This is a genomic window from Lacunisphaera limnophila, from assembly GCF_001746835.1.
Taxonomy (GTDB): Bacteria; Verrucomicrobiota; Verrucomicrobiia; order Opitutales; family Opitutaceae; genus Lacunisphaera; species Lacunisphaera limnophila.
This window is the reverse complement of the sequence record NZ_CP016094.1, coordinates 3,735,254-3,761,525: the sequence shown is the minus strand read 5'-3', so window position 1 is coordinate 3,761,525 and position 26,272 is coordinate 3,735,254. Positions and strand designations below refer to the sequence as shown.

Sequence of the window (26,272 nt, the reverse complement as noted above, 5' to 3'; positions counted from 1 at the left end):
TGTAGCTCTTGATAAGGGGGGCTGGGGTGGATGGCATGTGAGTGGGATAATCTGATATACGACTATGCGGGAGATGGCATTTGAGCAAGGCAGCTATTTTTTCTAAGTAACTTTCAGGTGGTGCTTTGCAGCGACCTCGCCCGGGCCCGATGAGCCATAGGGCGCAGTTCCTTGGGAACGTGGAGGATTGTGATCAGCGCCATCTCATCAGCCGAATCGACAGTAATATCCCGGCCAAAGATGAACACGTGGTCACCATATATCCGGGCGATTCGGGCGGCGTCACCGACATGGATCGCGTCGAGATATTCCCGCAGGTGCCGTCCGCAGGTTCCAGGGGAGAGACAAAAACATAATAAACTAGGTATCCACTTGTCTCAAGTAACCCAATTTCCACGTCTCGACGATTAGGCATCCTGTTCGCCGCACCGGTATGCGGCGCGGATGATGCCAACGTTCAAGATGAGCCATGCCGCTTTAGCGGCATTGGCTCTGGCGATTAGATCGGACTCCTCGGGCTACGTTTCGTCTTTTGTCAGGGTGCGCTGGACCCACCACATGACCGCCCACCAAATAGGCAGAGTCATGGCAAAGGTGGCATACTGCTTGGCCAGCGCGGCAATGAACGGAACCTTCATCTTCTGCCCGCCTTCTTCGGTGAAATAAAGATAGAGCGCAATCAGGAGTCCGACAGCGAGGTAAGCATAAATCGCAAACTGGAGCCACTCGGGCATATCGGGTCCGCGATGGGGGCTTTGATAACGCATGACGATTCTTCCGCCGACGTCACAGATGAGCCACAACTACGGTTGGCGCGACTCTTGCGGAGCAGGAGACCTGACGGCCGTGGGCGTAGGCTCTGGCGCCTTGTTGGGTTCCTTCTTCTGCTGGAAATACGAACTCAGCAAAATCACTACGATCGATGTCAGAGCCGCAATCGCAGCGGGAAACAAGAAATTCCATCGCTCGGCACGCTTCAATTCACGGTCGTGCAAATCTATCGCCGTCTGAATCAGGCGATGGGTAAAATTGACATCGAGTTGTGGACGACGATCTTCAGCGTCCTTCGGAAGGACGTGCCTCGCAGTGAGCGATACGACATTATCGCCTTTCTGGCGCACACGGAAAAACTCGGGATGCTCGCGAGCAATCTCCCGCCAATGTGTTGCCGACGCCGGAACACCCTGAAGTTCTTCTTGTAGGCCTGCTTCACTTCGATGTGCGCTCTTGTCGAATGAGAGGACTTGGATGAGGGCCAATACGTCCGCGAGACGGCCGTGCTTCAGGTAGACTTTAAGAGGACGCTTCATGGATTCTTTCGCCCAACGTTGTATATGCCGACACCTGTCGGCTGATTCAAAGTCGGATTGGGTTGAGGTGGAGGAGATTCACGAAAACGACCCTAGTGAAAAAGCAGACTTGCGCCCTTTTGTCGCCATTGGATTGAGCCGATCGGCATTTTCAAAGTCACGACCCGTTCCGCTGGATGACGCTCAAGGAGAAGTTAAATTCAGCGCCAGGCGCCTAATTGCGTCTTGTTTCAGAGTGGGAATAGAATGAATTGACATGTATTTACGTAACGCGACAAATCGTTACGTGCCCACTAACATCACTAGATTTCCAAGTCGTACGAAGGGAATCTTGATTGCAGGGGAGACCTACTACTCGGTCATCGACGTGCTGAAAGTCTTGAGGGTTTCCAGGCAAACACTCTGGAACTGGCGTAAACGCGAACTGATTCCTGCCGGCAGTCGGCTGCGCAAACGGGTGGTTTTCAGTGCAACCGATCTGGAGGCGATTTCCGCTTACGCAGCAAAGTTGGAACCAGTGGAATTCGGGGGCCGCCGGCAACTCAAACTCCACCTACCATGAAAACCGTCGTCATTTTTTCCGGCGGAATGGACTCCACCATATTGGTCTACGACCTTATCGCCAGAGGCGACACCGTTAAGGTGCTTTCGGTCGATTACGGCCAGCGCCATGCCAAAGAGATCGTTTGTGCCAAGGGCATCGCGGCGCAACTGGGCATCGAGCACCGCGTGGCCGACCTTCGCAGTATCACCCCCCTCCTGGCGGGCAGCAGCCTTACCTCGGCCGATATTGCAGTTCCAGAAGGACACTACGCTGAGGATAACATGAAGGCGACGGTAGTTCCGAACCGCAATATGATCATGCTCGCGGTGGCGACTGGTTGGGCCATTTCCATGCGCTTTGACGCGGTGGCATTCGGGGCGCATAGCGGCGATCATACCATTTACCCTGACTGCCGCCCGGAGTTTGCCTCGCTGATGGATTCAGCGATCCGACTCGCGGACTGGAACGAGGTAAGATTGATCCGTCCCTTTGTTGGCCAGACAAAAGCCGAACTGGCGAAACGCGGCGCCGAACTGAAGGTTCCATTCGAACGCACGTGGTCGTGCTACAAGGGTGGCGAGTTCCATTGCGGAGTATGCGGCACCTGCGTGGAACGTCGCGAAGCATTCCATCTCGCCGGACTCGCTGACCCTACGACCTACGACACCAAGGCGCCAACCGTCGCGATGATGGTCCGCGACAACTGGAGAATCACGGCATGAGCAATACGACCTGCAAAAAAGTCTATACGGATATTCCTTGGGCGCACCGTCAGCATCGTCACGACGGGCACTGTGCATTTATTCACGGGCATAATTGGAGTATCGGGGTGACTTTCGGTTGCACACAGTTGGATGAGAACGGGTTTGTCGTTGATTTCGGAAAACTCAAATTTCTCAAAGATTGGATCAATGACCGACTTGATCATGCTTGCGTGTTCAATCGAGAAGATCCGCTAAAGGAAGCGCTAGTAGCAGTAGGGGGTGCCAAGGCTTGGAAAATCTATGTTGTGGAATGTTGTTCGTGCGAGGGTATGGCAAAGCACATCTTTGAGGTGTTTGACGAATTAATCCGGCAGTATACGCAAGACCGGGCATATGTTGTCTCCGTCGAGGTTGTCGAAGACTCGAAAAATTCTGCACGATACACTGGTGATCTCTAGTGTATGTTATGCAAACTTCGAACCAGATTCGACATTTAGTCTGGCGCTTTCTAAGTAGCTTAGCAGAGCGGGCATTTGATAGGTTTCGTGAGTACTTCACTCTGCATTTCGTTTTGCTCAGTGGCGTCGATAAATACCGAAGAAAAATTTACATCCACGAACTTTACAACCAACTGGATAACCATGACGGATTCATCGAGCCACATTTCGATACTATCGTTCGTGGACTAGATACAGTATCTCATTTGTCCGAACATGAGGATGACAAAGCTTCGCGGCGCCTCACTGCTATGGCGTTTATGGGTGCGCTGGTGGGTGCATTTTCCACGTTCGCCCTTGAGTCGGCATCGCGAGGAAGTTGGTTTTCCAAGTATGGCCCAGGAATGTTGATCTTGTATTATCTCTTCTGCGTCGTGGGTGGGCTAATCTCTCTCTATACGCTGTTGCCCAAGTACAACATGGGTAATACTACATCGCTAAAGCCAAGGAGCACGGTTTTCGCCCCTGAGATTGATCGCGTAACGGGTGCGAATTGGGTGCGCCCATTCATGCAAAATCAGCGCGATCAGTTTCGGGAAGTCGTAGCGCGACAGCATCTAGGAGAGATTAAGCTGATCTCGCAAATCACGGTCTGGAAAATGAAGTTACACACGCTAGCTGGATACTATTTTGGCTTCGCCCTTATGCTTTTCCTCGTGATGACCACGGTATTCGGATTCGAAAAAATGACTCCGCCTCCCGTGCTCCCGCCTCCCGTGTCTGAACCTATCGTAACCCCCTCGCCCGAACCCATCGTGAAAACTGTACCCAATCCTATCGTAATCGTGTTTGATGCCGACAATACACTGTGGGATACCAATTCCATCTACCGCGAAGCACAGCTTGAGATGTTGTCCGGTGTCGAAGCGTTGGCGGATCATAAAGTGACCGGAGAACGCCTTAATTATGTCAGGGCAATCGATCAGAAAATCGCCGAATCAAATCCAGCGGGCAATCGCTATCCGCCATGGTTATTGGCGGAGTGCCTGTACCGAGGTTTAATGACGGAGAAGAAGCAAGAAGTAGATAAATTGTCTGAAGAAGTTAGCGCGTGCTTACAAGAGATCGTAGCAACGTACCTTCGGCGGTTGAATGAGAAGCCAAGGCTTTTGCCACAGGCTAAGGCATTGCTGGAGAAGTGCGCCCAAAAGCATGCAAAGTTGATTTTGCTCACAGAAAGTAGTCTGCAACGCGTGCATAATCTACTGCTGGCGCATGAATTGACTAACTTCTTTCATGAGGTCTATTCTGAAAGAAACAAGCAGTTGGTGTTTGGTTCGATTCGTGAATCTGTCGACCCGATATTGCGCCAAAACTGCCTGTTTATCTCTGTGGGCGATCAACTGTCTTCGGATCTAATGCCTGCTGACAAAATGGGGTATAAAACTGTGTATATTCCAGCGGGATTCAAAAAATTGAATGAGGACGTCAGTAGCTTCAAGCCCGACTACACATTCATATCGCTGAGCGGTTTTATGGCGCACCTAGATGTCATCATGCCTGACTGATAGTGAGCACTCTTCCCATCTACGAAACGTTTTATGCCTGGCAGGGCGAAGGCTGCCACATGGGTCGAGCGGCGTTTTTCATCCGTACCTTCGGTTGCCCAGTGAAGTGCCCGTGGTGTGATTCGGCCGGGACCTGGCACCCCGATTGGGTCCCGGAAAAGATCGAGCGATTTTCTGCTGACGAACTGGCAGATCGCGCCGTGGCGCACCGGGCAGAATTCGCGGTGATTACCGGTGGCGAGCCGACTATCCATGACCTCACTGAACTCACCGCCGCCCTGCATCGACGCGACTTGCCGACGCATTTGGAGACCAGTGGGAGTTTCCCAATCAAGGGCGATTTCGACTGGATCACAGTAAGCCCCAAGTGGGCGAAGTTGCCCCTTCCGGAAAATCTTCGCCGGGCCAATGAGATTAAGCTGATCATCGAAGATGGAGAGAGTGTGGAGAAATGGCGGGCCCAGGTTTCACCACTGACGGCAGGCCAAGTGGTCTGGTTGCATCCCGAATGGTCGAAGCGTGAAGACCCTGCGGTGATGAATTCAATTTCGGTTACCGTGAAGACGCAGGGTCACCCCTTCCGCGCCGGCTATCAGTTGCATCGAGTCTACAATGTAGACAGCCTAGATTCAGGTGCCCGCCCGATTATTCCTCTGGGCGGCAACCTGGAGATAGGCTACTGAATGCTTATGAAAGACGTCCAACGCACCCGGGACAAACGCGGCATCCATATCGACCAAGTCGGAGTCAGCGACTTGAAGTATCCGATCACGGTCCTGGACCGGGATAATCGGGAGCAGCACACGGTCGGAACGTTCGCCCTATCGGTCGATTTGCCCCACCATTTTAAGGGCACGCACATGAGTCGGTTCGTCGAGGTGCTAAACGAGCATCACGGAGAAATCACTGTGCGCACCATACCGGCCATGCTCCGGCGCATGCACGAGCGACTCGAGGCCGCGAAGACCCACGTCGTCGTGGAATTCCCCTATTTTATCATGAAGACCGCGCCCGTGTCTGGCGCCCGCGCCAGCATCGATGTCAATTGCGCCTTCATCGCAGAATCCAACGGGAATGGGGACGATTTCCTGCTTCGCGTCGAGGTCCCGGTTACCAGCCTGTGTCCTTGCTCGAAGGAGATTTCCGACTACGGAGCCCACAACCAACGCGGGAAGATCACCTTCACGGTCCGGTCGAAGCGCGACCGGCAAGGAGCCTGGCAACTCATCTGGATCGAGGAACTCGTCGCCTTGGCGGAAAAATCCGCTTCGGCTCCGATCTACGCCTTGCTCAAGCGTTCAGACGAACGGCATGTGACGATGCAGGCCTTCGACAATCCGGTGTTTGTCGAGGACATGGTGCGTAATGCGGGGGCTTTGTTGAAGGCCGACAAGCGCATCGCCTGGTTCGAGGTGCGAGCGGTCAATCATGAGAGCATACACAATCACTCCGCTTTCGCGGTGGTAACCTTCGATCGCAAGACACCTGTCCGGCGGTAGCGTCGCGGCGTTTGGCGGGACTTCCCATGGTTAACCCACATCTTGGAAAATTTGTTCGCTGCAAGGATAACGCGTGGGGCATTGGCAAGCTGATCGATTCAAACCGCGAGAGCGTCGTCATCGAATACTTCGATTCCCCGGTGGCGGCAGATCGGACCACCGTGCGAGCGCCTTGGTCCCAGGTAACCCGGGTGAAGCAACTCGGAGAGCAAACCAGGGTTTACTACCATGATCGGTCTGCGGGTTACTGGCGGATTGGACGCGTCCAGTTACATGTGGCCGACGGTGAAATCTTCGTGCAGTTGCCAAATAGCGAGCAGGCGAGGTTGCTAGAGCGCGATGTGTATGTGCGGTGGGACCGGCCCCTGCCGGAACCTTGGCTGCACCTGGCGGCCCGCGTGACGGAAACCCCGTATTTTCACGAAAGGCGTCATCGACTGCTCGACCATTTCGTAGAACAGCGGGCCGCCACGGGAGGAATGGATGCTTTGATTTCGGCCCCGGTGGAATTGGAGCTTCACCAACTCGAAGTGGTTCGACGGGTGCTCCGCGATCCGGTCCAGCGGTATCTATTGGCCGATGAAGTCGGCTTGGGGAAAACGATTGAAGCCGGAATCATCGCGCGCCAACACGTGCTCGATTTTCCCTCTGATCATCGAGTGCTCATAATCGCTCCCGCGAGTCTGATCGAGCAGTGGAAGTCGGAAATGCGGGTTCGGTGTCTGCTCGCTCCGGAGTTCGGCCATCGGCTCGAGATCATATCCGCTGAGGCCTTTACCGCCTGGCAGGGCAATCAACCCAGCTTCCTCATAATCGACGAGGCCCACCAGATCGGCACTGGTTGGACCGAGTCGGCGTCAAGTCCACGACATGGCCTCTTTGAGAAGGTGCGCCAAATCTCGGCGCCGACGGTCTGCCCGAACCTGCTGCTGCTCTCGGCCACCCCGATTCGCCGCAACGAGGCGGGATTCTTTGCACTCCTGCATTTGCTCGATCCGGCCGTCTACGACCTGAAGAACCGGGCGGCCTTTGAAGGCCGGGTCGCCAAGCGGCAGGAACTGGCCGATATTTTCGCCGCATTCACGGAGGACCAGCAACCGTTCTTCCTGACCTCAACGGCCGAGCAGATTTCCGCGATGTTTCCGGACGACGCTCGTCTCAGCCATCTTCTGGGCGAATTGCGCTCGAGTATTGAGCAGGATTGCGCCCTTGAGGTCCGGGCACCGCAGATCCGGGCTATCCGGGCCCACATGAGTGAAACGTATCGCGTGCACCGACGCTTATTGCGCAATCGTCGCAATGAGAGCCTCCAGGGATTGTTGCCCGGGAGGCAAGGACTGGTGCGACTGGCCTGCGACAGCGGAGTTATCGCGAATGCGGAGAAGTTCGTCGAAGCTTGGCGGCAGCGAGCTGCCAATGGCATGGCGGGAGAATCCGCTGCCGAGGTCGCCGTGTTTGCGGCAGTCTACCAAGTTCTCCTCGAGGCCGCGTGGAGCGACATCGAGTCCCTCGCCACCTGCTTTGCTGCCCGCCGCGCCCTCCAGAAGGGTTTGGCCGCCAAACGCCCCACGTTGCCCCTGGACGCGGAGCGCAGTCGCCAACTCGGCGCCGCCCCCAATTTTCCCGGTGAACTGGAAATTATCGAGGAGTTTGAAGGCCGCCTGCCGGTCTTGCGTGATCAACAGGCAACCCGCCAGAAGGAACTGATTACGGCCCTCCAGCAAATGCGGGCGCAGAAACTGCGGGTGGTCTGCATGTCGATCAGCCGTGAATTTGGCGACGAATTCTTCAAATTGGCGCACGCCGCCATGCCCGGGGTGGTCGCCAGGCATGATCCGACGAAGTCCGATTGGCGGAAGGTCTGGGATTCGGTTCCCGAGGCCATCCTGGTGTGTGATGCCCTGGCCGAGGAAGGCGTGAACCTGCAGGGCAAGAACTCCGCCATCCTGCACCTCGACCTGCCGTTTGCGCCCAACCGGGTCGAGCAGCGCATGGGGCGGCTGGACCGTTACGGCGTGGGCAACCCGGTTAAATCGTTCGTGCTGGTTACCGCCGATGCGGCCTACTTGGACGGCTGGGTCACCTGCCTGGACCAAGGCTGGAATGTATTCCGGCAATCAATCGCCTCGCTTCAGTATCTGGTGGAAGACCTGACGCGAAACGTGGCGACCAAGCTCTTCCTGGAAGGGGTGGAAACCCTCCAGCATTGGACCGACGAACTCAAGGCGCCGGGCGGAGTCCGCGACCGGGAGTTGAAGGCGATTCAAAACCAGGATGAGTTGGACGCGCTGGACCTGCCGGCTACGGAACTGAGTTCGGACTGGCTGGCCCGGTTGGAACAGGTGGATGCGAAGGGCGATGACTTCCGCCGCGCCTTTGATGAATGGATGGTCGAAGCCCTGCAATTCATACGGGTAGGGGAGCGCGATCGGAACGACACCGTCGTGCGCTATCATTTTCGCTATCCGGCGAAGGGGGATCGCTGCCTGATGAGCGCCGCGGATATCGCGCGGTGGATGGGGCGAGCGTTCGATCCGCTCGCGCGGCATATCGATTTCAGCCCGCCATTGACCCGGCCGGCGGCCTTTGTTCGACAAACGGCCCTGCATCGCGGCGCGGGACTGGCCCGCCTCGGTCACCCCTTGGTGGACGGCCTGCACGGGTATCTGGGCTGTGACGATCGCGGCACTTGTTTCGCCTTTTGGCGAAAAAGCCCGGCGCTCGCCCCCACGGAGGTTAAGCTGTATTTCTGTTTTGATTTCGTGGTGGAAGCCGACCTCGCGAGCGAGCAGGACGACCGGCAGGGCGTCGTCGTCAGAAGTTTGCGTCGGCGGGCCGATGCGGCGCTCCCGCCTTTTTCCGAGACTGTCTGGATCGGCCAGGACTTTTCCGAGCCGTCCCCGGAAATCATCGCCGAATTGAGCAAGCCATGCGTGCGGGGGACCGACAAGAATCTCAATCCATCCCGATGGCCAAAGGCGCTCGCCCGGTTGGGTGACTGCGTCTGGAGCGACCTTTGCGCCGAAGCCCGGGATTCGGCGGAAAAGGCGCTGCGCGGTCGCCGGAACCTAGACGAACTTGCCCAAGCGGCCTACGCCGAATTCGAGCGAACGACGGCCATGGCCACGGAGCAGATTGCCAGTCGGTTGGCGGCGCTGGCCACGTTCCCCGCGGAAAAGGCCCAGTTGCAGCGCGAACTCGCCACCGAAAACAAGCGCGTCACGGAGATCGCCGCGGGACTCCGTCGTCCCCGCCTACGACTGGATGCGGCCGGGGCAGTTTTTCTAGCCGGCAGCGCTTTCGAACCATGAGCGAATTCGCGGATCTCAAGCGTCGGCTCAAGGTATGGCCCAAGGAGACGATGCCCGGCACGCCGTATCAAAATACTGTCTATGAGCGCGTGCGCCTGGCGTTGCTCAACGGTTCCTCGGCGAACCTGGGTTGGGCCGACCTGGCGGTGTTGATCCGGCAGGTCCTGCGCTGGGAGGCGACCAATCATGCGGGCATTCCGCAACTCACGGTGCCAGCCTCTGCTCCCTGGCCGAGCAAGGCCGAGTGGCGGAAATGCGGCTGTGTGGCCTATGGAGACTCCGGCACGTTTGAACTGGAAGCCGCCCCTTGGCAGCCACAGTGGCTGCCCAGCGACCCATTGAGCGCGGCGGAACAGCAAATCCCCCGCCGCACGAAACAGACCGTGCCGGCAGATCCCAGCCTGGTGACGCGATTCGGTCGTAACGCATACCTCTCGTCGAACCAGGCGGAAGCCGTCCGGGCCGTGATGTTGTCGCCGCCGGGAGCGATTCGCCTGGTCGTCCTGCCTACCGGCGCGGGCAAGAGCCTCGTCGGCATGGCCGCCTCGCTCTTGGGTATCGCCGAATCCGGCGGCACCTCGGTCGTGGTGGTGCCGACCATCGCCCTGGCCTTCGATCAGGTCCGGCAGGCCCGCGAACTGGGTGCCGGAATCCCGATCGACGCCTGGCATTCGGGGCTCAGTCGGTTGGAGCGGAAGACGATTTGGCAGCGGATGCGGGATGGGCAGCAGCGGGTCATTTTCTGCGCCCCGGAGAGCATTGTATCCGGCCTGGCCGAAACCCTCGAGGGTTTGGCGAGTTCGGGGCAGTTGCGCGCGTTCATTGTCGATGAAGCGCATCTTATCGGACAATGGGGCACGTCATTCCGCCCCGAGTTCCAATCGATGAGTGCGCTCTGGCGGAAACTGCGCCGCGTGTGTCCACCCGAGCGCCGGTTTCGGACCCTCCTGATGACGGCGACTTTGACGGAAGACAGCTTTGCGGATATCCAGCGATTCTTTGGCGATCCGGAAGACTTCGAAGTCTTGTCCGCGGTCTACCTGCGGCAGGAACCCCGCTATGGCCAAGTGCGCTGCGATTCGGCCGTGGTGCGCACCCAGGCCATCCTCGAGGCCTTGTTTCACGCCCCGCGTCCGGCGGTCCTTTATGTGACCCGGGTGGAGGAAGCGGAAACCTGGCTCCAGCGGTGCCGGCAGGCGTCGTGGAAACGGGTGGGGATGTTGCATGGCGAATGCGGGCCACTGGAACGGGCGCGGACCTTGCAGGCTTGGAATGCCAATGAACTCGATCTGATGATCGGCACCTCAGCGTTTGGCCTGGGCATGGATAAGGCGGATGTGCGGGCGGTCATTCACGCCTGCGTTCCCGAAACGGTCGATCGATTCTACCAGGAAGTCGGGCGGGGCGGACGCGACGGCAACGCCTGTGCTTCGCTGCTGATCTGGACCGAGGCGGATGTATTTGATGCCAAGAACCTGAGTTCCCCGCAGATCGTCGGCGCGGAAATCGGGTTCCAACGCTGGCAGAGCATGTGGGCGTCGCGGATCGATACACCGCAATGGCCTTACGTTAACCTCAACGCCAAGCGCCCCGGGGTAAAATGGGACGGCGAACGCAACCGAGAATGGAATCTGAAAACACTCCTTTTGCTGGCGCGCTCGGGCGTATTGGAAATCCAAAGCGGGTCTCCGCCGGGATCGGTCCAAAAGCCCGGCGAGGCAACCGAGGCCTACGAGGCGCGTCGCCAAGAGGAGCAGATAAGACTCGAGGCCTACGTGCCCGTGAACCTCCTGCAATCGAACCCGACGACAGCCCTGGCCTGGGACCAGCAAGTAGAGACCAACCGAGGCGATAGTCGAAGCAGCGCGTCCCGGAATTGGTCCCGGATGGAAGACCTGCTGCGCGGACGCCGGGGTCGCGACGACATCCTGCGCGAGGTCTACCAGGTCCCGGGTGCGGGTATCCATCACGTGGGAGAGGGACCGGAGGACGTTACCTTGAGCCCAACCCGGAAGCTGAACTGCGAAGTCTCTGCCAATTTGCAGCAAATGATGGCCGCCGGGGCCGCCAACCATCTGTTTGTGACCTACGCGGCCAACACCCCCCAACGGGAGCTTTTCACGCGACTCGTGGAATCGCTCAAACGATTGGCGAAAAACGGCATCCGCGAGATTGCCTTGCCGGCCCGGTGGCGCACTGAAACGATGTGGCCGGGCGCATTGCCAAATCCGCTCAATGTCATGACCAAGACCACGCCGGAAAACTTCCTGATTGTGCGCGACCTTGATGAACCGGATCCCGTTTTTGAAGGGTATTTGGCCGTGCCACGGGTATCCGTTTTGCCGCCGGAGCACGCCCCGGCGCCCATCCCGGAGCATCTCTATGCCCTCAGTCGCCCGGTTCACCTGATTATTGCACCGGAAGATTGCGCGGACCGGTTTCATCCGGGCCGTTACATAGGTGCCGGCACCCCCGGGGCCATTCGCTTGGAGACCCTGCTTAACGTTTTGCGGCAATGAGTTTACTTAACCGGCCTTCGGATGGGATGCACAGCGTATTGATCGTGCTGTACGAACTCCTGTTGGCCGAGAAAACCGTCGCGCGAGAAAGGGTGCTCGGCCTCTGTGCGCCCGCCGGCGCCGTTGACCCCAAGCAGGTGACCCAGACGCTCAATACATGGATTGAGTTCGGCTTGTTCCAAGAGGACGCCGCCAAGGATATTTCGATCCATCCCGATGTCCGTCGGGATGAAAAGAATATCGAGCAGTTGGCCACCTTGACCCGCCGTCTGGTGCTTCGGGCGGAGAACAACAAGCATCTCTTCGCCACCGAGAAAGCGAAAGCGGCTGATTTCACCCGGGCCGTCTGCTGGCTGCTAGCCCAGGATATCTACTCAATGTCCTTTGTTGGTTGGGAAGAGGTGGAAAAAATGCTGATGCAACAGTTGCCGGCGGACCTGCTGGGCGATGACCAGCAAAACCTTCGCTTTATCACCAACAGGGAGCGGTGGGCGCCCCTCAAAGCCTGGACCGTCTGGTTTGGGTTCGCCTGGAACGGCTCGTATCCCGGCAAGGTGCTGGTGGTGGATCCCACCGTGGCGATCCGGGAATCTTTGCCGGAAGTATTCCCCCGGTCGGGTTCAACCCTGACGGGCCGGGAACTGGTCGCCGCCTTGGCGGAAGCCATCCCGGTCCTCGACGGAGGTGCCTACCGCGTGGAAATCGAATCGCGCCTCCGGGAGCAGACCGGGCCCGACGCCTGGGTCGCCCCGCCGAACAACCAGTTGTCCACGAGCCTGACCCGGGCGCTCTTGCGGTTGATCGAGGAAGGCACGCTGAAGGCCGTGCCGAAAGCCGATGCTCCTGAGGATACCCGAGTATTGCTCACGGGTCGGAATGGGGCAGCGCTGCAGCACTTCTCCCATTTTAGCTATCACCCCAAGGATAGGAGGTATGCCTAGCCATGGCTAAATTGGACCTCAAGGATTTCTGGCCCACGGTGGAAAACTGTCGGGACTGCCTCTTTACCGAGGCGGAGGTAGCGGAGGACGCCGTCTTCCTCGCAGTGCATCAGCCCATGCGGATCCTCTGGAAACTGCATGGCGTGAATACGGCCGGCGAAGTGCGCAACGAAAGCGACGTCCTCAAGGCGTTCCTCACCCCCAATCCCCAGAGCGAGACCTTGATCCTGCCGGTCATCGGCGGCTCGGGCGTCGGCAAATCCCACCTGATCCGGTGGCTGCACGCGAATCTCCGCCTGCGCAGCGACCATGCTACGCGCCATGTGGTCCGGATCCCCAAGAGCGCCAGCTTGCGCCGGGTCCTCGACCTGATTCTCGAGGAACTGCCCGACAAGGAATACGGCGCATTACGCCTCAAACTCGCGGAAGCGCAACTCCCGCCTTCGCTGCTGGAAGCGACCCGGCTCCTCCAGGCAAATTTGCTGGTTTCGCTGAAACTGGCCGGCCAGGAGGCCGAGCAACGCCGCCGGGACAAGCGCCCCCTGCGAGACGATGATTGGCGGATCGCGCATTGCTCGGACCAGGGGTTGATCGCCTTGTTGCAGGACCCGCAACTGGGGGCGCATTTCGCCGCGCAGGACGGCAAGACCAAGGGCGTGCTCACCCGCATCGCCGACCGCTGCCTGCACGGCAGTCGGGACCATGACCAGGGCCCCCAAAACCAGTTCTTCGAGTCGGATCTCGCGCCGGTTCTGCTCGAAACCCAAACCGCCAAGGTGACCCGCGTTTACCTGGGCGTGCTCAAGCAGCCCAAGCAACTGGCGGCCGCCGTCGGCTTCCTGAACGAAGTCGTCGATCGCGCGGTGGCCCAATTGGTTGATTTCCGGGGCGTGTCCTTGTCGGAACTCTTCGAGGAAATCCGGCGCAAACTCTTCAAGGCGGATCGCGAACTTGTCCTCTTGGTGGAAGATTTCGCGGTCCTGGCCGGCATCCAAGGGCATTTGCTCGATGCGATGATCAAGGAGGGTAAGCACGACGGTAAGCAGGAGTTGTGCACAATGCGCACCGCCTTGGCCGTGACGGAAGGTCGTTTGCCCGAGAGTGTCATGACCCGGGCGAAGGCCACCTGGGAGATCGAACACAAACCCTTCCAGAACGAAACCGAAGCGGTCAATTGCTTTACCGATTTCGTCGGGGGCTATCTCAACGCCGCCCGTTGGGGCGCGGATAAACTCCGCAAGGCCTACACCTCGGCCGGCGCCGACGAAAAACGGAAAGCCGAGTGGATCCCCAATTTCTACGACGAGCACAACGCGATGCTCACTGAGGACAAACGGAAAGTCATCGAGGCCTTTGGCAAATCCACGCGGGGCGACTGGCTGTTGTTCCCGTTCAACCGGGATGCGGTGCACCAACTGGCCCGCAAATTCCTGCGCGCGGGCGATACGTTCAAGTATGAGCCCCGCCTGCTCATCAACCAATTGCTCCGGGAGACGCTGATTCCTTACCGCGAGTCCTTCGCCCGCGGGGAATTCCCGCCGCCGGGCCTCCACCAGTTTTCCGAGAATCACCTGGCCGTCGATGTCGGCAGGGCCATTAAGGCGAAGGCCGGTGCTTCGGCCGGGCGCGTCGCGGTGGTGGCTCATTTCTGGGGCGGGGATCCCCGCAACGTGGGCCAGGCGGCCGCGATGTCCCCCTTTATTCTCCCGAGCTTCGGGTTGCCGTCCGTTAACTGGGACGCCAAAGCGGAACGACGGCCGATCGACTCAGGGCCGACTCCGCCCACCCAACGCCCCACCGCGGAACCGGAGGGTGATCCGGAGGGACCCTGGCGAACTGTGCTGGATGAGTGGCGCACCACCGGTCGGATCGGCCAAGGCGACGCGAACCGATTGCGTTCGTTCCTTGATGACGCGATCCACGAATGGCTCGATTGGGAGGCCTTGTTGCTTCGCCGCGTCACGGTTCGGAACAAGCGGATCTATCTTCCCGGTGCCCAGCAGTCCAATCCCGTGCTCGAAGAAGCGCTGGCCGTCGCGGCGACCGAAGCGGACCTGAAAGACGGGGACCGCTCACTGCAATTTTTCGGCGCGATGCGCGCCGTGGCGCGTTATCACACCCAGAAGTCGTGGGGCTATGCCGGCGGCGAGCAGGACGAGGCCATCTACGCCAATTTTGTCGAACACCTAGCAACACAGGCCGCCGCCTTTTACCGCCGGAACGGTTCCGAAATTAAGCCCGAGGCCGCTGTGCCCCTGGCGCAAGCATTGCTGCTCGGCGCGCGGGTGCTCAACCTGCGCGGTGCTTCCGCCAATACCGACGCGGAAAACCTCGCGGCCATTTTTGCCCCGGTGGAAGCCTTCCAGCCCAGCACCCTGCCGGACGGCTGGACCAACCTGCGGTCGGTCGCCAACCAAACCCGTACGGATATGCAAACCCTCCTGCTCAAGTTGGTGGGCGCACGGCAGGGCGGCGGACAGGATGCGCACGCAGTCAACGCGGTCCGACTCACGCAGGCAATCGTCCAACTCCGGAAATCCGACTGGCAACTCGGCGAGGAAGCCGACCTCAAATTATTCCGCGACCAGAGTTCGTCCATCGTCGAGCACCTCCGGGAGCTCAAAAAAATCAAGACCCTGGCGGAGCAGCGCAAACGCTGGCTGCTCGAGTGGCGCGAACTGGTCATCGGTGCCTTCGGCGAGAATTTCGAACCCCTGCAAGTGGGCGAACAACTCCGGGAGATCATCAAGGCCGCCAATGACGAGGGCGTATTCCGGCCGAAGGAGCCCAGCCATGAGTCCTTGCGCGTCAGGTTGCGCGAGATGGGGCCGATCAAGGACAACCTGCTCCAGGCTGCCAAGGCGACCGAAGCGGACGCCAGCCTCGGCGTTGTGCTGTCGGCGATCGCCCAAAGCGACGAGAAAACGATCGAGAAAGTGCGCCTCCTGGTCGAGGACTGCCGGCGGTTCCTGAAGGATACAACGAGCGAGGTGAACGGGCGCTTGGAGGATACTCCAGCGAGCCTCGATGATGTCGCCGAGAAACTCGATGGGTTGTTCAAGGATTACGACGAACTCTGGGCGAAGGCCGAGGAGGGGACCCCATGAGCACCGCCAAACCCACCCTGTTGGCCCAGGCGACCGACCTGCAGGTTAAACTCGTGCAGATCGGCGCGGCGGAGAAAAATAAGGAACTCCTGCAACATTTCAAAGGGGTGCATGCGTCCCTGCAGCAGCATTTCGAACGGACGAAGGACCTGTTGGACACCGGCGAACTCCTGGAAAACCATGAATTAGTGCCCAAGGACTTTCTCCCGCGCGGCAAGGTATCCGGGTTACGCAAGAAGGTTGGGATCCTGCGCAAGCGACTCAGCGAGAGTCGCAGCCAGTTGATGGCCCAGAACACCTGGGCCAGTTGTGACAAGGAGGCCGGTGAACTGGGCGACATCCTGGATACGAAGTTCCGGGCGATCTGGGCCCAATACATTCGTGAGCGCACCCAAAAGACCGAGCCCTTCGCGCCTTTCAAGCAGATGGAAAGCTGTGCCGAGGTGCTCGCGGAAATCGAGCGGGTGGCCGTGGAACTCAATCAAGCCCTGGCGGAATTGCCCCGCTCAGAAGCCGACTTCGCCAAGATCAAGAAAGCCGAAGCCAGGATTATCAGCTTGATTGCCAAGCTCGACCTGGGCGACGTGCCTAAATCGGTCGAGCAATTCCTCAAGCGGGCCAGCCAGTCGGGCGTCTCCCTGGCCGAACTCTCCGACGAGGTGCTCGAATGGTTGAAGGACAAGAAGTTGACCGGCAACCTGCGCATCACCACGGGCACCCGTCCCCGCGTTTAAGATGAGCACGCTGCTGGTCGACTTTCTCGGACGAATTGAACGGCAGGAAGCGGCACTGCTGTCCTGGGGCCTCGTGGATGGCGCCCTGGCCGAGGCGGAACTGCACCAACTCGCGGAGGACTTCCTCGCGGCCAACGACTCAGCCGCCGAATTCAGCAATCCCTATCTCTTCCTCGAGGCGCTGGTCAGCCGGGGTTTGCTCTTCCGCTGGGATGAGGGCGGCAGCTACCGGTATCGGAGCCGGATGGCCGAGTCACTTCGGCTACTCGCCCGCCTGCGGCAGATGTTCCCCCGCCACCTGCGTCGCGCCGGGGACTGGGCCTTGAGCCCCACGTTGGTTTCCGACTTCCGGTTTGTCCTTCGCCCCCGCGAATATCCGCGCCGGGATCTTCCTTCCGCCGATTGCCTGAATCGTTGGATCGCGGGCATCCGTTTGTCGCCCCTGCAGCAATCGGCTTTAGGCGCCATGCTGGGCCTCTCGACTCCACGGCCCAATCCCTTGGCCGGATTCCAGGACCGGGCCGCCACTCGCATCCTCGGCGAAGCTGGCACGGGCCGGCCCACCGGCACGATGATTTGTGCGGGCACCGGCAGTGGCAAAACCCTGGCGTTCTATGTTCCCGCTTTGGGCCATTTGGTCGGGTCGGTGGAGCGGGACAGCGCCAACTTTGTGCGGGCAATTGCTCTTTATCCCCGCAATGAATTGCTCAAGGACCAGTTCACGGAGGTCTTCCGCCAAACGAAGCGTTTGAAGGCGGTATTAACGGCCGCCGGCCGACGCCCGATCTGCGTAGCCGCCTATTTCGGCCCGACCCCCAACAAGGGCCGGGACACCGAGGATCCCGAAAACAAGAATTTCTGGGCTGAACGAACCGAAGGTCGGGTTTGCCCATTCCTCGTGTGTCCGCAGCCTGATTGCGGCGGTGCCATGATCTGGCGGAACGAGGATCGGGCCCGCGACGTTGAACGCCTGGTCTGCGACTCATGTGCGGTGCCGATCGAGGCGGACGAGATCATGCTGACCCGGACGCGCATGCTCCGCACGCCTCCCGACGTGCTGTTCACCACGACCGAGATGATGAACCAGCGACTCACCGATGCGCGCTCCTGTCATCTCTTCGGCGTCGGCACACCCATCGGGCGCAAACCTTCTCTGGTTTTATTAGACGAGGCCCATACCTATCGCGGAGTCCATGGGGCACAGGCCGCGTATTTGTTGCGCCGCTGGCGCTACCTGAGCCATGCCAAGTGCCATTACGCCGGGTTGTCCGCCACCCTGATGGAGGCGGCGAGTTTCTTTGCGCAATTGACCGGTTTGTCGGCGGACAACGTGGAGGAAGTTTCGCCGGAAACCGCCGAAATGACCAAGGAAGGCATGGAATACATGGTGGCCCTTCGGGGCGACCCCGTGTCGGGCGCCAGCCTGCTTTCCACGACGATTCAGACCGCGATGCTCTTGCGCCGCATACTCGATCTGAATTCCGGTCTGCCGTCGACCGGCACGTTTGGCCGCAAGGTTTTCCTCTTTACGGACGACCTCGACGTCAAGAACCGCATGTATTTCACGCTGCTGGATGCGGAAGGCCAGGATGCCTATGGCCGGCCGGATCCCACGAAACCGGGCGGATCGCTCGCTAACCTCCGTGCGACCACCGGGATGGAAGACGACCGTCGCTTTTCCTTCGGCCAATCCTGGCGGCTCTCGGAAGACCTTGGCCATGCCTTGCGTCCCCAGAGCTATGTCCATTTAGGGCGGGTAAGTTCGCAGGACGAAGGAGTTGATAGTGACGCGGAAATCATTGTCGCGACCGCCTCACTCGAGGTCGGCTTCAATGATCCCGGGGTGGGGGCCGTCCTACAGCATAAGGCTCCCCGCGACCCCGCCGCCTTCCTGCAGCGCAAGGGCCGGGCCGGCCGACCCCGCGAGATGCGTCCGTGGACGGCCATCGTGCTTTCCGATTTTGGCCGAGACCGGCTGGCTTACCAGGCTTACGACCTATTGTTCGACCCCGAATTGCGACCGGGCGACTTGCCCCTGGGCAACCGGCACGTGCTCAAGATGCAGGCCGCCTGCACGGTGCTCGACTGGATGTCGCACCAGTTGCGTTCACAAGGCGGCCATGTCTGGCGGGACGCCAGTGCCCCGGCCACGTCGCATTCGGGAACCTGGGTCGAATCCGCCCGCGCGCGCCACAATGCCGCGGCCGCGATCCTCGAGCGGGTCCTGCAGGGTGGCGATGATCTCGACCACCTGACGGATTGGCTGCGCCGCGCCCTTGGTCTGCAGAATGCCAGCGAGGTCCAGGCCCTGTTATGGGAGGCCCCGCGGGCTTTGATGACCGAGGTCTTGCCCACTTGGCACCGGCGCTTGCGCACGCAGTGGCAGCGGGGAGCCGAAGAGGGGACCGAGTATTATCGATCCAATCACCCGTTGCCCGAATTCATCCCTGGCACGCTGTTCAGCGAACTCAACCTGCCGGAAGTGATCGTCATGGCTTCGCCCGGTCCCGGTCGCCCGGAGCGCGAACACCCGATGGCCATCGCCGGCGCGCTGCGCGAGTTCGCGCCGGGCCGCATTTCCCGTCGATTCGGGATCACGCACGGCATGTCGCGTCACTGGCTCCCCGTCGATCTCACCGCCGTCGGTCCACAAGAGATCGACGTGAATTCCTTCTGCGCCCAGCAGGAGCGCGACGATCTCGGCGTGCAGATCGTCCATTCCGGCAGCCAGGACGCCCCGGTTCGCATCCTCCGGCCGTTCGTGCTCCACGTCCGATCCGACGCGCCCCGGGACCGCGTCAAGGACTCCTCCAATGCGTTCCTCGAATGGCACACCCGTTTTTTCCCGCCCGACGATGCCGCAGTCGGCATGCGCCTGGATCTGCCTGCGCCTTCGCCCTGGGACGACGTGGTCGACGAAATCCGGTTTTTCACCCACCGCCACTATCAGCCGATTTCGGCTTGGCGTTTCGCGACCGGTGCGCACGCCACGATCAATGCCGCGGGCGGGGTAACGGCGGAACTCGCGAGCAGGTTCGTACTGCGCAACGGCGACCAGACCGAACTGGCGGCCCTGGGATTCTGCTTCGATGTGGATGCCATTCGCATCCGGCTCCGTATTCCCGCCAACTGGAAGCTGGAGGGAGATAGTGGTTATCCGGGGAAACTGCCCGCACTCCGGGTCGCACGTTTCCGCTGGCTGTTACTCAACGAACCTCGCTTTGACGGGCAACTCAACCAATTCGAACGCAACTGGCTGGCCGAGATCGCGATTTCGGCCATCAGCGCCATCGCGGTTCGTGACCAATGCGACCTGGCGGCCGCCTGGGCAGCGATTCGCGGCGGCGCCGGCAACCTCGATCTCTCCACGGTCTTGGATGTGATGTTCCAGACCCTGCCGACCGAGGAAGATGATCCCACGGCGCGGGTGGAGCAGGCCCGCCTGCAAGAGTTGCGCCAAATGATCGCGGATGCGGCGATCCTGGCGATCCTCGATCGGTTGGTGCCGGCGCTCTGGAGTGCGCCCGACCCCAGTTGGCATCCTTGGTTGCGGGAAAGGTATGTGGCCACGTTTGCCGCCGCGTTTCGCGACGCCGTGCAGCAGAGTTGCCCGGAAGTCGACGCCAGCGACCTCCTCATCGATTTGGAGACCGACCGCGAGGACCTCGCCACGATTTGGGTGACGGAGGATGCCCCGGGCGGCGGGGGTGTCGTCGAGCGACTGCTCCCTGCGCTCGCTGAATCCCCCCGGCGGTTTCTGGACCTGCTGCATGCCGCGCTCGGTGAATCCGACTTTGAAATCACGGACTCCGAATTGCAGCGCATCCTTCGACTGGCGGCCAGTGAACCGCCGTTTGCCCAGGCCATGCACGCTATTCGGGACGCACCGACCTTGGCGGAACTGACCCTCCGGTTTCAGGCTTTCCGCGCGCTCTTGAACGAGCGCGGTATCCGAACCACGCACGGCGTGTTGGCCGGTTTGTCCGCCCGCGTGCTCAGGCCGGGCAGCAATGAACTCACCGACCAGGTGGCACTCGGCTTGGCCGACCGATGGAGCAGGGAAGAGGCCCGCCTGGGCCTGGAGATCGACCAGCGCTCGTTGGTCTATGCTTTGAGCCACGCGGAGGAATTGGACACCGCCCTGAACAACGGGGCCTTGCCGATCGGCCCGGACCAGGACCGGCGGATCTGGCGTTTCAACGCCCTCGGCAGCATCGCGTGGGCCCGCGGGTCGCATGCCCGCAACCAGGGTCTGGGCCTATGGAGTCCCTACGCGTCTTTGCCCCTCCCGGAGCGCTGGCTGCTGCTTGACCTATTGGGGGCGCGAGAACCGCGCGTCCATTTCGGCAGCGCTGATTGGCGCCGTCTCTGCGAGAACCAGCTCATTGAAAATGGTCGGATCGCATTGACTGCCGACCGGGCCGACCTCGCGGCTTTGCGCTCGGCGCTCGTCGGCCTATTGGCCAACCCTCTCGATATCGGTTCGCTGCTGGTATATCCGCGCCTGCGCGGAATCGAGCGAACGGGCACCGGCCTCGCGGTGATGCTCGAACTTGTGACGGCAGGGCAGGTGAGTCCGGACGACGAGCCTTTGCCGGTCTCGACCGCCCGGCTGATCGTAAAAACCGCCCGGGGCGAGCGGGAAGAGATTCGCGATCTGCTGGAGAGCCTGGTCGCCGTGGAATTACTCGCGCCGGGCGATGAACTCTGGCTCGTTTCCCCGTGGATTTCGGATCTCGCCCTGCTCGACAACCGGTCCGGTGGCTACGCCGGGCTGGAGCCGGCCTGGCCCAAGCGTTTCCTTTCCCTGGCCGAACTCCTCGTCTTTGCCCTGCTCAAGAACCCCGCCTTGCGCATTTTCGTCGTCACGCGACCGGTGGAGCACAACCAGCGGTTCTGCAGTCGGCTGCAGAACCTCGCCGAGTTGGAAGGATGCGCCGACCGCCTCGCGATCGATAGTTCGCGCGCCGAACTGCACACGAAGGGACTGATCGCCACCACCTTCGCGCTGAATGGTTCGATGAACTTCACCCGCAGTGGCGTCGAAGTGCTCGAGGAAACAGTCCAGCTGGAAACTGAACCGACCCGCATCGGCCTGTTTCGGCTCAACATGCACGGTCATTACAAATGAACCTGGCCCAATGGAGTGAGGAAGACCTGCAGGCCTTACGGGCATTCTATGATGCCGGCCAGGCGATCACCTGGGCAGACGTCGATACTGGCACCAGCCTCCTGCTGCAAGATGTCCGGGACTGGTTGGAGACCAGTCCGCCACCGAAGCGATACCCCTTGGTGCTGCCCGCCTGCCCGGTTTCGATCGGGGAGCCCTGCTGGATCGCGATTGCTTTCAGTTCGAGCCAAACGGAGCAACTGCGTCGGGAAATGAACGCCTTCGTCGGCATGGCCGGCACGGATTTCACCGGGCACCGCGCGGTTTCCGACCCCACCGACCGACTGATGCGAGCGGCCACCCGGTGGGCCGGCGGGGAATTCGTCTTTCGGTTCAGTGTCTTGCCGGGTTCCAGGACCGCAGTTCGCGCCGCCCTTGATCGACTCCGGCAGATCTGGCGGATGCGACCCGATCTGGGCACGGGTGCCTTTCGAACCTCCGACGCCTTGCTTCGTGAATTTACAGGTGCCTTGGCCGCCCACGACGCCCCCGGTTCCGAGCAATGGTTGCAGGCCATTCGCCAATCGGGACGCCTCAGCGCGGAAAACCTGCGCTTCCTGGAAATCGAGCGCCTCGGTTCGCTGGGGTATTGGGATCAACTGGCCCTGCATCCGCAGTTGTCGCTGCTCATTACGATCCGCCGCCCCCGGCGGATCACCGCTTGGCTGGTCGAGGCGCTCTGGCGCTCCGAATTTCTCCGCTACCTTGACGCCGACCAACCGGACGCGGCGCTCGCCCACATGCGGAATGATTTCATCAAGCGGCACGAACCGCTCTTCCGCACTCGGGCCGGCCTGACAGCGCCCAACGTGGTGCTGGCCTTCGTGGTAGCCGCCGCGGCTGCGATCCCGCCGCGTCACGAGCAACTGCCCTCGTTGCTGGCCGCCTTGCCGGCGGGAACCAGGGAACGAGCCTTTGCCGATCGCATCGTGGCCACGGTCACCGCAGTGCCGGCCACCGGGGAAGCCTCCCTGGCCGATGCGAAACGCATTCTGTTGGCGGAGGATTACGACACCGCCTGGCTCCATCTCGTTCGGCTGTCCCCGTCGGTTGAGGTGGTGCAAACCTACTTTGATTGTGCGTCCGAACTCGATACGCCGGAGTCCGCGCAGACCGCCCTCGTGGTCTTTAACTCGCTCTCGGCGGCCGACCAGGAACGAATTCTGCGCCAGCGGAGATATTTCCGGCAGCACGAGCACCTGACCAAGGCCGTGACGGGAGGCCAGTTGGTCCGCAACTGGGAAGAGTGGTTGGAAAAGCTGGAGGCTGATCCGGCATGGAGCCAGGCGGTGGAAACCGCGCGAACTGGCGCCGCGGACTGGCGATTCGAGGATTATCGCGACGACCCCGCCCGGATCGTCACCCTGGCGTCCCGCTTGCAGGCCATATCGGCGGCCAGTCCCGCGAATGTCCGCCTGGCCTTGCCCAGCATCGCTGCGTTCTTCCTCCGCGCCGACGAGCCGACCCCCACGCACGCTCCCCTCTGGGAATGCGTGCTCTTCATGCTCGCGGTGGACAAGCAGTTTGGCGGTGCCGATTGGGCCCTGACCCAAGCGCTGACGGCGGCTATCTTCGAAGCGGGCCCCACGGCCGCGACCTATGCCGAAACCGTCGAGATGCTCCGCACCATTTGGGATACGCGCGGGGAACCGGCCCGATTGGATTGGGCACTCGACCACCTGGATGCCTTGGCCAGTGCGGCTGTGCTCGATGCCACTGCCCGGGAAGCATTTTTCCACAGTGTCCAACGGACGTTCGCTACTTCCGCCCGGCGCGTTTCCCCGGCCCAGCGCGAACTCTTCCGCCTGCTTTGTGCGGACCTCGGACACTTGGACGATTTCGCGGCGCTCCCGGCACCCCCGTCCTCGGCGGGAGACCCAGTGTCCGGCGGCGCCTTGCCGAGCATGCGGGACAAGATCGTCGGGATCTACACTTTGACTGTTTCAGCGGCGGCCCGCGCCAAATTGATCATCGAACAACAATTCCCCGGCGTGGACGTGCGCCTTAACCACGAACATGTCGGCGGACCCCGTCTCGCGGCGTTGGCCCGCGAGGCCGACTACTTCCTGGTGGTCGCAAAGAGCGCCAAACACGCGGCGACCGATTATATTAAACTGAGGCGGCCTGAGACGAAGCCCGACCTCATCTATCCTTCCGGGCGGGGCGCCTCCAGCATCGTGTCAGCGCTCTTGCAGGCCTTGGAAAGCACGGCTTGAGATTTTAGGGGAAACGCCGGCTAAATTACAGTTGCATCAAATAGTATGGCCTAAGAAATTGCAGTGTGCCCCCCAAAGATTCACCAGCAGTTTTCGTGTATCTCTCCTGTTCCCTGACCAAACGCGGAATTGCTGGCAGCCATTTGGCGTTGGGGACGGCCGCTGCGCCCAAGAACGGGGATCCACTGGTGGAGGTAATGGGCCGGTGGCAGAAAGCGGTCGAGGGTACCCCTTCTAAATCCTGGGTGAGAGCAATCGACCTTTACGGCGGCGGCATCTGGAAAGAGCTACGCACCGAGCACGCCGCTTTACGGCGCGGAGGGGTGGAAATCCGGATCGTTTCCGCCGGTCTCGGATTGCTCGCGCCCGACAATTTGGTGCCGGCCTACGATGCCACCTTTGCCCCTGGCGCTGCAAATGCGATCAGCGGTCCTCGGGGAGCGGTTCAGCGCAACCGAGACTGGTGGAGCCTGCTCAACCAATGGCCCGGTCCGTGGACCGGGCCGCGATCCCTGCACGCGACGGTAAAGAAGTATCGCCAGTCGACTCATATTATAGCGCTGCCTGCCGCTTACATGGCGGCTGTTTTAGGCGACCTCGATGCTTTGCTCCGCGACGAGGAGGGCCTGGCTAGGACAATTGTGCTGGCTACTCCAACTTCCGCCGCTGTTCGCCGGATGCCGAGGGTCGTGGACGTTTCCGGCGACCTCTATCGGGCATTGGGCGGCACCCGGGGTACCGTATTAGCCCGAGCTGGCCTGTTTCTCGCCAAAAAACTACATCGCCGGGCAGCAGACGTCGAGCTGGCAGCCGCAACCCTTAAGCCTCTGCGCGCGCACATCAGACCGTTTCCTGTGCGGACGGGTAAAACTGACGACCAGGTGAGTCGCTTTATTCAATCCGCACTCCGAAAGAACTCCGACCTCACGGCCTCGCCTTTGCTCGCGCGGTTTCGGAGGGCGGGCTTTGCGTGCGAACAAACTCGGTTTCGCAAGCTGCACACGGCGGTCAAAAATAACCTCTAACCATGGCGCGCAACAAATCAGAGCAACCGGAATCTCCATCGAAGCCAAAAACTACGCTCAAGCGGCGGGTGCTGCAATTGGCGCAAAGTGAAAACTCCGATATCTACCTGTTTGCGCTTACGGGCGAGGAACTGCTTGCCGTGGCCGACGTGTCTCGCATTTCCCGTGACGAGGCGGGTAAGCTAATCGGCTACCAGCGACCCGAGGTAAAGCGCCACGTGCGTGACATCGTGGAGTACCTTGATGGTCCGGATGTCTTGTTTCCCCACGCCGTAATTGTTGCGTTTAGTTCGAAGGTGAGGTTCGTAGGCAGTCGCGGGCCGAACGTGACCGACGGCCTATCGAAGGCGGGGGACTTATTCATTCCGGTTCCCGGAGATTCAGCAGAAACGAAGCCGGGTTGGATCGTGGATGGTCAACAACGGGCACTCGCGGTTTCTAAGAGCAAGCGAACCGGACTACCAATCCCCGTGTGTGCCTTCATAACGGACAATATCGAGCGCCAGCGCGATCAATTCCTTCGCATCAACAATTCTAGGCCGCTGCCGCGTGGATTGGTCACGGAACTTCTGCCGGAAGTATCGGCGCCGATCACGGGCAACACCTCGGCCAGTCGTCTGCCGTCCGCGCTGCTTAATTCCCTCAATAGCGAGAAGGATTCGCCTTTCTTTGGTCTGATCAAGCGGGCCTCGACGAGCGAGGCGGATAAAGAGCACCGTGTGATTCCGGACGGCCCGCTGCTCAAGGCCCTGCGCGAGAGCCTCGTGCAGCCCTCCGGCTGTCTTTTTGTCTTCCGCAATCTCGCGTCGAACGATGCCGATGTGGACCGGATTTGGCTGACGGTCATGACCTATTGGTTGGCGGTGAAACGCGTGTTTCCGGAAGCATGGGGACGCCCGCCGTGCGAGAGTCGACTGATGCACAGCGCCGGTCTAACGGCGATGTCGCGATTGATGGACCGCATCATGCCACAAATTGATCTCCGTGCGAGTAATGCGGTGGACGAAGTGGTCGCGGAACTCGAAGTCATCCAGCCGTTTTGCCGTTGGACAGAGGGCAACTGGGAGGGACTCGGCCTGCAATGGAATGAACTCGAGAACGTCTCCCGACACGTTCGGGGCCTGACGAATTTTCTTTTGAGAACCTATGTGGAACGGAGGACGTCCGGTCACTGAGAGACATTAGCT

General features: G+C 60.5%; 17 protein-coding genes. 15 read left to right on the top strand and 2 right to left on the bottom strand.

Annotated features, from left to right (window positions below):
• Positions 1-518: 518 nt before the first annotated feature.
• Together Verru16B_RS15825 and Verru16B_RS18420 are read right to left on the bottom strand one after the other, a co-directional pair.
• Complete coding sequence (locus tag Verru16B_RS15825) at positions 519-767, bottom strand: hypothetical protein (RefSeq protein WP_169829303.1); 249 nt, start codon at positions 765-767, stop codon at positions 519-521.
• A 36-nt stretch (positions 768-803) separates the two neighbouring features.
• Positions 804-1,310, bottom strand: coding sequence for a hypothetical protein (locus Verru16B_RS18420; protein ID WP_157772471.1), 507 nt, complete (start codon positions 1,308-1,310; stop codon positions 804-806).
• A gap of 256 nt (positions 1,311-1,566) precedes the next feature.
• Here Verru16B_RS18420 and Verru16B_RS19305 point away from each other — a divergent pair, with 256 nt between their 5' ends.
• The 15 genes from Verru16B_RS19305 (at position 1,567) to dbpB (ending at position 26,260) form a co-directional block, all read left to right on the top strand.
• Positions 1,567-1,872: a helix-turn-helix transcriptional regulator gene (locus Verru16B_RS19305; RefSeq protein ID WP_425483017.1), complete on the top strand. Its 306-nt coding sequence runs from the start codon at positions 1,567-1,569 to the stop codon at positions 1,870-1,872.
• Positions 1,869-2,576: a 7-cyano-7-deazaguanine synthase QueC gene (gene queC, locus Verru16B_RS15815; protein WP_069963189.1), complete on the top strand. Its 708-nt coding sequence runs from the start codon at positions 1,869-1,871 to the stop codon at positions 2,574-2,576. Before Verru16B_RS19305 ends, queC begins: the two co-directional genes overlap by 4 nt.
• Positions 2,573-3,016, top strand: a complete 444-nt coding sequence (locus Verru16B_RS18005) for a 6-pyruvoyl trahydropterin synthase family protein (RefSeq protein ID WP_083270409.1) — start codon at positions 2,573-2,575, stop codon at positions 3,014-3,016. Before queC ends, Verru16B_RS18005 begins: the two co-directional genes overlap by 4 nt.
• Before the next feature lie 8 nt (positions 3,017-3,024).
• Complete coding sequence (locus Verru16B_RS15810; protein WP_157772469.1) at positions 3,025-4,563, top strand: HAD family hydrolase; 1,539 nt, start codon at positions 3,025-3,027, stop codon at positions 4,561-4,563.
• Between the two features lie 2 nt (positions 4,564-4,565).
• The gene (locus Verru16B_RS15805; protein ID WP_237023439.1) at positions 4,566-5,246 is read left to right on the top strand and encodes a 7-carboxy-7-deazaguanine synthase QueE; all 681 of its coding nucleotides are present in this window, start codon (positions 4,566-4,568) and stop codon (positions 5,244-5,246) included.
• Between the two features lie 6 nt (positions 5,247-5,252).
• Complete coding sequence (gene folE2 / locus Verru16B_RS15800; RefSeq protein WP_083270540.1) at positions 5,253-6,062, top strand: GTP cyclohydrolase FolE2; 810 nt, start codon at positions 5,253-5,255, stop codon at positions 6,060-6,062.
• 26 nt (positions 6,063-6,088) lie between these two features.
• The gene (gene dpdE / locus Verru16B_RS15795; protein ID WP_069963185.1) at positions 6,089-9,373 is read left to right on the top strand and encodes a protein DpdE; all 3,285 of its coding nucleotides are present in this window, start codon (positions 6,089-6,091) and stop codon (positions 9,371-9,373) included.
• Positions 9,370-11,892 (top strand): protein DpdF, encoded by a 2,523-nt coding sequence (gene dpdF / locus Verru16B_RS15790; RefSeq protein WP_069963184.1) that lies wholly within the window; start codon positions 9,370-9,372, stop codon positions 11,890-11,892. The genes dpdE and dpdF overlap by 4 nt, the downstream gene beginning before the upstream one ends.
• Positions 11,893-11,918: 26 nt before the next feature.
• Positions 11,919-12,833 (top strand): protein DpdG, encoded by a 915-nt coding sequence (gene dpdG / locus Verru16B_RS15785; protein ID WP_069963183.1) that lies wholly within the window; start codon positions 11,919-11,921, stop codon positions 12,831-12,833.
• A 2-nt stretch (positions 12,834-12,835) separates the two neighbouring features.
• Positions 12,836-15,940, top strand: a complete 3,105-nt coding sequence (gene dpdH, locus Verru16B_RS15780) for a protein DpdH (protein ID WP_069963182.1) — start codon at positions 12,836-12,838, stop codon at positions 15,938-15,940.
• Positions 15,937-16,674 (top strand): hypothetical protein, encoded by a 738-nt coding sequence (locus Verru16B_RS15775; RefSeq protein WP_069963181.1) that lies wholly within the window; start codon positions 15,937-15,939, stop codon positions 16,672-16,674. The genes dpdH and Verru16B_RS15775 overlap by 4 nt, the downstream gene beginning before the upstream one ends.
• 1 nt (position 16,675) lies before the next feature.
• Positions 16,676-21,805 carry a protein DpdJ gene (gene dpdJ, locus Verru16B_RS15770; protein WP_069963180.1) on the top strand — a complete coding sequence of 1,710 codons (5,130 nt, stop codon included), beginning with the start codon at positions 16,676-16,678 and terminating at the stop codon, positions 21,803-21,805.
• Positions 21,802-24,060, top strand: a complete 2,259-nt coding sequence (dpdD, locus tag Verru16B_RS15765) for a protein DpdD (RefSeq protein ID WP_069963179.1) — start codon at positions 21,802-21,804, stop codon at positions 24,058-24,060. The genes dpdJ and dpdD overlap by 4 nt, the downstream gene beginning before the upstream one ends.
• A 95-nt stretch (positions 24,061-24,155) precedes the next feature.
• Entirely contained in the window at positions 24,156-25,085 is a 930-nt protein-coding gene (locus tag Verru16B_RS15760; RefSeq protein WP_157772467.1) for a hypothetical protein, read from the top strand.
• Positions 25,086-25,087: 2 nt separating this feature from the next.
• A complete protein-coding gene (gene dbpB, locus Verru16B_RS15755) occupies positions 25,088-26,260 on the top strand; it encodes a DGQHR domain-containing protein DpdB (protein ID WP_069963177.1) in 1,173 nt (390 codons plus the stop codon).
• Positions 26,261-26,272: the final 12 nt, after the last annotated feature.